Raw genomic sequence first — 7380 nt, forward strand, 5'->3', positions numbered from 1 at the left:
CTCCTGTAGGAGTGAGCCTGCTCGCGATAGCGGTGTGTCAGATCAATCGATGTCGACCGATACACCGCTATCGCGAGCAGGCTCACTCCTACAAAGGTATGTGTCAGCTTATAAACGAATTTATCGATGCTTTATAGCAATTATTTGCGCTTTTTCATCGATTCGACTCTGTTTAACCTTCACTCCATCGACCTACAACATTCTCGGATGGAGGCTACACAACATGTCCCGCGTTCTGATCATCGAAAGCAGCGCCCGCCAGCAAGACTCGGTATCCCGTCAACTGACCCAGACCTTCATCAGTCAGTGGAAAGCAGCGCATCCTGCCGATCAGATCACTGTTCGTGACCTCGCCGTGAACCCGGTACCGCACCTGGATATCAATCTGCTGGGCGGCTGGATGAAGCCCGCCGAGCAACGCAACGCCAATGAACAATCGTCGCTGGATCGTTCCAACCAATTGACCGATGAGTTGCTGGCCGCCGACGTGCTGGTCATGGCCGCACCGATGTACAACTTCGCGATCCCGAGCACCCTCAAGGCCTGGCTCGACCATGTGCTGCGTGCCGGTGTGACCTTCAAGTACACCGAAACCGGCCCGCAAGGCCTGCTCAGCGGCAAGCGCGCCTATGTGCTGACTGCTCGCGGCGGCATCTACGCCGGCGGCCCGGCCGATCACCAGGAACCGTACCTGCGTCAGGTCATGGGTTTCATCGGCATCCACGATGTGACCTTCATCCACGCTGAAGGCATGAACCTGGGCGGCGACTTCCAGGAGAAGGGCTTGAATCAGGCCAACGCCAAGCTGTCCCAGGTCGCTTGATATGTTAATCGCCAGATAATCGCCGATTGTTTAAGTGACCTGGCGCAACCCCTTCAAGGCTCTACGCGCATCGAACCTCCCTTTGCACTTGTTGCTCCTGAGTGCTGTAGCCCGATTGAACGCTTTAGCGAGATCGGGCTTTTTTTTGCCTGTATTTTTTAAACGACGCAAATCCCCTGTGGGAGCGAGCCTGCTCGCGAAAGCGGTCTGTCAGACAAGTTTCCGCCGCCTGACACTCTGCCTTCGCGAGCAGGCTCGCTCCCACAGGGAGTTGTATTGTTCGAGGGTTCGCGGTCTTGCGCAAAACCCGCTATCGTCGCCGCCATTCGAAACCGAGGCGAGCATGGGCTATCTACTTTTTGTCACGCTGATCCAGGCGTTTTCCTTCAGTCTGATCGGCGAATACCTTGCCGGTCATGTCGACAGTTACTTTGCAGTGCTGGTTCGTGTGGTGCTGGCCGGGCTGGTGTTCATCCCGCTGACGCGCTGGCGTTCAGTGGAACCGGCGTTCATGCGCGGCATGCTGCTGATCGGCGCGTTGCAGTTCGGCGTGACCTACGTCTGTCTGTACCTGAGCTTCCGCGTGCTGACCGTGCCGGAAGTGTTGCTGTTCACCATCCTCACGCCGCTGCATGTGACACTGATCGAAGATGCGCTCAACCGCCGGTTCAACCCATGGGCGCTGATTGCGGCGTTGGTGGCGGTGGGCGGCGCGGCGGTGATTCGTTTTGACAGCATCAGTCCGGACTTCTTCATGGGCTTCCTGCTGCTGCAACTGGCCAACTTCACCTACGCCGCCGGGCAGGTGTTGTACAAGCATCTGGTGGCGAAACACCCCAGTGATCTGCCGCATTATCGGCGTTTCGGCTTCTTCTACCTCGGCGCTCTGGCGGTGGTGTTGCCGGCGTTCCTGATGTTCGGCAAAGCGAACTTCCTGCCGGAAGCACCGCTGCAATGGGGCGTGCTGGTGTTCCTCGGACTGGTCTCGACCGCGTTGGGGCTGTACTGGTGGAACAAGGGCGCGTGCATGGTCAACGGCGGCACGCTGGCAGTGATGAACAACCTGCATGTGCCGGTGGGTCTGCTGCTGAACCTGCTGATCTGGAATCAGCATGAGGAACTGGGCAGATTGTTCCTCGGCGGGAGTGTCATCCTTGCCGCTGTATGGATCAGCCGACTGGGTATCCGAAAATCACCAGTTACCAGCTGACTTCCGACTGACAAATATCTCTGTGGGAGCGGGCTTGCCCGCGATAGCGGAGTATCAGACGATGAGTTTCTCGCTGACACTCCCTCATCGCGGGCAAGCCCGCTCCCACAGGTTTCAGTGGCGTTACATCAGGTGTTTTTGTGGCTCGGGAATGTGGGCTGAGCCGAGCACCGCAGGCAACAGCCCCGAACGCAAATCCCCACCACTCGGCTGCTGATACAGGCTCAGCCCAAACTCCGGCAGCACCGCCAGCAGATAATCGAAAATATCGCCCTGGATCCGCTCGTAATCGGCCCATACCGTGGTGGTGGTGAAGCAGTAAATTTCCAGCGGAATGCCCTGCGCCGTGGTCTGCATCTGGCGGACCATGCAGGTCATGTTCGGCTGGATCTCCGGATGACTTTTCAGATACGCCAGGGCAAACGCGCGGAAGGTGCCGATGTTGGTCATGCGCCGACGGTTGGCTGACATCGCCGCCACATTGCCCTGCGCCTCGTTCCACGCCTTGAGTTCAGCTTTCTTGCGGCTCATGTAGTCGGTCAGCAGGTGCACCTGGGAGAGTTTTTCTTCTTCATCATCGCGGATGAAGCGCACGCCGCTGGCGTCGATGAACAGGCTGCGCTTGATCCGTCGCCCGCCGGACTGCTGCATGCCGCGCCAGTTTCTGAACGACTCGGACATCAGCCGCCAGGTCGGGATCGAGACGATGGTCTTGTCGAAATTCTGCACCTTGACCGTGTGCAACGTGATGTCGACCACGTCGCCATCGGCGCCGACTTGCGGCATCTCGATCCAGTCGCCGACCCGCAGCATGTCGTTGCTGGTCAGTTGCACACTGGCGACGAACGACAGCAGGGTGTCCTTGTAGACCAACAGAATCACCGCCGACATCGCACCCAGACCCGAGAGCAGCAACAATGGCGAACGGTCGATCAGCGTGGCGACGATGATGATTGCGCCGAACACGTACAAGACCATTTTCGCCAGTTGCACGTAGCCTTTGATCGAACGGGTGCGGGCATGTTCGGTGCGCGCGTAGATGTCGAGCAAGGCATTGAGCAGGGCGCTGATCGACAGCAGCAGAAACAGGATGGTGAACGACAGTGCGACGTTGCCAAGGAACGTCATCGCGGTTTTGCTCAGTTCGGGCACCAGGTGCAAGCCGAACTGGATCACCAGCGACGGCGTCATCTGCGCCAGACGCTGAAACACCTTGTTGTGGCGAAAGTCGTTGATCCAGTGCAGGGCGGGCTGGCGGCCGAGCATGCGGCTGGCATGCAGGATCAGATAGCGCGCCACTCGTCCGAGTACCAGCGCGATCACCAGCAGCAAGGTCAACGCGAGGCCTGCCTGCAAAACCGGATGCTGTTCGAGGGTGCCCCAGAGGTCCTGGGCGTTGAGCCAGAGCTGTTTGAAATCCATGAGAGAAACGATTCTTCTGTAAAGACGCGATGGGCGATTAGAGCATTTAAGCCGCTGTGTATTACCGTAAGAGACAAATCGAGCAACAAAAAAAGCACTGATTAGCGCCGTTTGTATAAAGAAACTCGGCCTGAGCGCTCGAAACCGGTAACCTATGCAGCTGTTTTTTTGCATATCTTCGAGGTAGCACCCGTGTTTTCCCAATTCGCCCTGCACGAACGCCTGCTTAAAGCTGTGGCCGAGCTGAAATTTGTCGAGCCAACGCCTGTGCAAGCCGCGGCTATCCCGCTGGCGCTCCAAGGGCGTGATTTGCGGGTGACTGCGCAAACCGGTAGCGGCAAAACCGCCGCTTTCGTCCTGCCGATCCTCAATCGCCTGATCGGCCCGGCCAAGGTTCGCGTCAGCATCAAGACCCTGATCCTGCTGCCGACCCGCGAGCTGGCCCAGCAAACGTTGAAGGAAGTTGAGCGCTTTGCGCAGTTCACCTTCATCAAATCCGGCCTGATCACCGGCGGTGAAGACTTCAAGGTGCAGGCGGCGATGCTGCGCAAGGTGCCGGACATCCTCATCGGTACGCCGGGCCGGATGATCGAGCAACTCAACGCCGGCAACCTCGACCTCAAAGAAGTCGAAGTGCTGGTGCTCGACGAAGCTGACCGTATGCTCGACATGGGGTTCTCCGAAGACGTACAGCGTCTGGTCGACGAATGCCCGAACCGTCAACAGACCATGCTGTTCTCCGCCACCACCGGTGGTTCCGGCCTGCGCGAGATGATCGCCAAGGTGCTGAACAACCCTGAGCACTTGCAGCTCAACGCGGTCAGCCAACTGAACTCGACGACCCGTCAGCAGATCATCACCGCCGACCACAACCAGCACAAAGAACAGATTGTGAACTGGCTGCTGGCGAATGAGACCTACCAGAAGGCCATCGTCTTCACCAACACCCGCGCCATGGCTGACCGCATCTACGGTCGTCTGGTGGCTCAGGAATACAAGGCGTTCGTGCTGCACGGCGAGAAAGACCAGAAGGATCGCAAACTGGCGATCGACCGTCTGAAGCAGGGCGGCGTGAAGATTCTGGTTGCCACCGATGTGGCGGCCCGTGGTCTGGACGTTGATGGCCTGGATCTGGTGATCAACTTCGACATGCCACGCAGCGGCGACGAGTACGTGCACCGTATCGGTCGTACCGGCCGCGCCGGCAACGACGGTCTGGCGATCTCGCTGATCTGCCACGGCGACTGGAACCTGATGTCGAGCATCGAGCGCTACCTGAAGCAGAGCTTCGAGCGCCGCACCATCAAGGAAGTCAAAGGCACCTACGGTGGACCGAAAAAGGTCAAGGCCTCGGGCAAAGCCGTTGGTGTGAAGAAGAAAAAGACCGACGCCAAGGGCGACAAGAAGAAAACCGCCGCCAAGACGCCGACCAAGCGCAAGAGCGTCAACCGTCCCAAGCCTGACTCGTTGGTGAGCAGCGACGGCATGGCCCCGCTCAAGCGCCGCAAGCCGGCAGAGCCTGCAGCTGAGTAAGTCGTTTCAGGCACACAGAAAAAACCCGGACAGTGTCCGGGTTTTTTTTCGTCCAGCGTTTGTCAGTTGCCCAACAGGCCGCTGGTGTCGGCATCGAAGCGACGTTTCGCCTGATCAGCCGCAGGTTTCAATGCGGCGAGCAGGGCGGCCTCGCTGTACAACCGAGTGACGGCCAGGTCTTTGGGCGTCGGCTCGATCGGAATCAGCAGCTCTTCGCCGTCAGCATGCAGCCAGATCGCCACAACGTTGAGCGCAGACACAAAAAACAGCCGCAGCTCAACGGTTTTGCCGTGCAATTGCGGCGATTGCTCCGCCAGTTTCAGCGCACCCACCGTGGCAGCGGCGAGGTCGCCGTGGTTCAACGAGGCGAACTCGACATGCCCGCGCACTTCGGCCAATTGTGCATCGGCAATTGTTACATCGTCGGCAAACACCAGGTAATGCCAATCGCCGATCCGTGCATCTCGCAGACCTTTGCCGTTGCTCAGGTCGTCCAGGCTGAGCGAGTAACCACGGTAAGCCTCGCTGAGACTGATCTTCGCCGCAGCGGCGCTGGCGAATTGGCGGTTGGCGCCAAAGCCCCGGGTTTGCAGGGCGGCTTGCAGCGCCGGGCGCAAGGTCTGTACGCCATTGGAAGGCGCCTTTGGATAAGTCAGTTGCATGATGTCGCCCTCCTCAGTTTTTCACGGTGAAGTAAGTGTTGGTCCAGTTGCCGCCGCCGTTGTAGGAACGGGGGAAGGCATTCAGTGCACGGGTCGAGTAGCCGAAGATCGAGTCTGCGACCAGCACGTAATCGCCGTTGGTGCCGTAGATCGTCAGGAAATGCGCACCGCCGCCGTACCAGGCGCAACGCAGGCCGACCGGTCGGCCCATACTGATCTGGTTCTGGATGGCTGACATCTGCAGTGAGCCCTGATTCATGCCGTTGTAACTGCGGGTGATCCGCAGCGCGGTGTCCAGATAGCCATAGACGTTGCACGGCCCGGGTTGATTGCAGCAGTTGCGGTCCAGTGCCGAGCTGGCCACCCCGCACTGGGTCCAGGACCCGGTGCCGTAGTAGTTGCCGACCGAGGCGGAAACGGCGGCCCAGCACCAGTTGGTCTGGGTCTGCTTTTGCATGTTGAAGTTGAGACTGGCGGCCAGCGCGTGGACCTGTGCAGCGGCTTCGACTTCGACCAGTTGCGGGTCAAGCAGATGGCCGATCAGGCACCTTGGCAGGGTTTCGCCGGTGAATCGGGTTGCTTCAGTGGTTAACATTTTCAATCCTCCATGAGTGAAAACAAGCGTCCAGCTTGTGTGGGTGTTGCGGTATTACAGAGCGATCGGTGTTCAACGGTTGCCATCTCCGATGGCCGGTGCCGATCTCCTTGCTCGATGTAACCGTAGTTGTGGATATGCGTTAATGCAAATAAATAAATGCATTAGTGCATTTTCAAGGTCAAAAGATCGCAGCCTTCGGCAGCTTCTACAGGGGGGTAGGGGCTGCCGGAGGCCGCGATGTTTTGACTTGCTGTTAGCCTTCGGTCTTCTTCTCGGCGGAATCCAGCTCTTTCAAGCGCTGATCAATCAACTGACATTTGTCCGGCAGATCCGCACTGGCTGTGCCCAGATCCATCTTCTGCAACTCAGCGTTGATCTCTTTGGCCTTGGCCGGATTCTGCTCGGTGAGCTTGGCGACTTCCTTGGCCAGTTGTTCACGTTTGGCGGTGGCTTCTTCCGGCGTGCAGGCCCAAACGGGCAGGGCGCAGGCGAGCGTGGCGGCGAGGGTGAGTTTGATCAAAGTCTTCATGGAGGGCAGCCTCGGTTCCGGTTAATGCGGGTTAATCGGTTGAGGGTTTCCGGTCGTAAAAAGTTCAGTGGTTTGCTGCGGCAGTAACTTCGTATTGTGTGACTAACGAGTCGCCATTTCCGCCAAAAAAGCAGAATTGTCACGCAAAGCCGCGTTCTAGAGCGGTCGACGAAAAAGCTGCGTTACGACTTATTGACGTCAGAATGATGGCAATCTACCATCGCGCCATCACATTGATATCAGCGTGCGTTTTCGAGGGATCGAGCAGACTTTTCGCAGGCTATCTTGCGAATGTTTCGCACCGTTTTGGACGTTCTGACCAAAGCGCGCATTTATCCCCATTTGGTTCTTTCACTCTTCCGGCAGGACTGTTTCCTACCGGGCAGGGATTGCTTTGCCTGTCGTTTTCCCCGACCCCTTTGCCATTGCCATTGCAATTGAGAGTTAAACATGGACGTTCGCCAATACGCCTTTCTTGCTCGTCAGCCTGCTGCTGTCGAAAAAAACCGCGAGCACTTTCTGGGCATGCCCAAGCGCGGCCTGGCATTTCTCTTGGCGAACGTCATGTTCTGGCAACCGATGTGGGCGCAGGCCGACGGCATT

7 protein-coding genes and 1 pseudogene are annotated in these 7380 nt (G+C 58.1%); 4 read left to right on the plus strand and 4 right to left on the minus strand.

The annotated features are described in order from the left end of the window. The first annotated feature begins 223 nt into the window (after positions 1-223). Positions 224-823: an FMN-dependent NADH-azoreductase gene (locus tag ACIOWE_RS18665; RefSeq protein ID WP_201238658.1), complete on the plus strand. Its 600-nt coding sequence runs from the start codon at positions 224-226 to the stop codon at positions 821-823. 343 nt (positions 824-1166) lie between these two features. Then, positions 1167-2033 (plus strand): carboxylate/amino acid/amine transporter, encoded by an 867-nt coding sequence (locus ACIOWE_RS18670; RefSeq protein WP_401394288.1) that lies wholly within the window; start codon positions 1167-1169, stop codon positions 2031-2033. Positions 2034-2156: 123 nt separating this feature from the next. Here ACIOWE_RS18670 and ACIOWE_RS18675 read toward each other — a convergent pair whose 3' ends face one another. After that, positions 2157-3455 carry a mechanosensitive ion channel family protein gene (locus ACIOWE_RS18675; RefSeq protein ID WP_401394291.1) on the minus strand — a complete coding sequence of 433 codons (1299 nt, stop codon included), beginning with the start codon at positions 3453-3455 and terminating at the stop codon, positions 2157-2159. A gap of 192 nt (positions 3456-3647) precedes the next feature. On the opposite strand from ACIOWE_RS18675, the gene ACIOWE_RS18680 reads away from it, so the two are divergent. Further along, entirely contained in the window at positions 3648-4988 is a 1341-nt protein-coding gene (locus tag ACIOWE_RS18680) for a DEAD/DEAH box helicase (RefSeq protein ID WP_201238655.1), read from the plus strand. 62 nt (positions 4989-5050) lie between these two features. Here ACIOWE_RS18680 and ACIOWE_RS18685 read toward each other — a convergent pair whose 3' ends face one another. From ACIOWE_RS18685 to ACIOWE_RS18695, 3 genes are all read right to left on the minus strand, one after another. Continuing rightward, positions 5051-5650: a hypothetical protein gene (locus ACIOWE_RS18685; protein WP_401394294.1), complete on the minus strand. Its 600-nt coding sequence runs from the start codon at positions 5648-5650 to the stop codon at positions 5051-5053. Between the two features lie 13 nt (positions 5651-5663). Further along, positions 5664-6245: a papain-like cysteine protease family protein gene (locus ACIOWE_RS18690; RefSeq protein ID WP_201238653.1), complete on the minus strand. Its 582-nt coding sequence runs from the start codon at positions 6243-6245 to the stop codon at positions 5664-5666. 256 nt (positions 6246-6501) lie between these two features. Further along, positions 6502-6777: a hypothetical protein gene (locus ACIOWE_RS18695; protein ID WP_129390663.1), complete on the minus strand. Its 276-nt coding sequence runs from the start codon at positions 6775-6777 to the stop codon at positions 6502-6504. A 450-nt stretch (positions 6778-7227) separates the two neighbouring features. Between ACIOWE_RS18695 and ACIOWE_RS18700 the strand changes: the two are divergent. Beyond that, positions 7228-7380, plus strand: a pseudogene (locus ACIOWE_RS18700) (ShlA/HecA/FhaA protein); the annotation flags it as partial.

This window comes from Pseudomonas sp. NPDC087598 (assembly GCF_044743525.1).
GTDB lineage: Bacteria > Pseudomonadota > Gammaproteobacteria > Pseudomonadales > Pseudomonadaceae > Aquipseudomonas.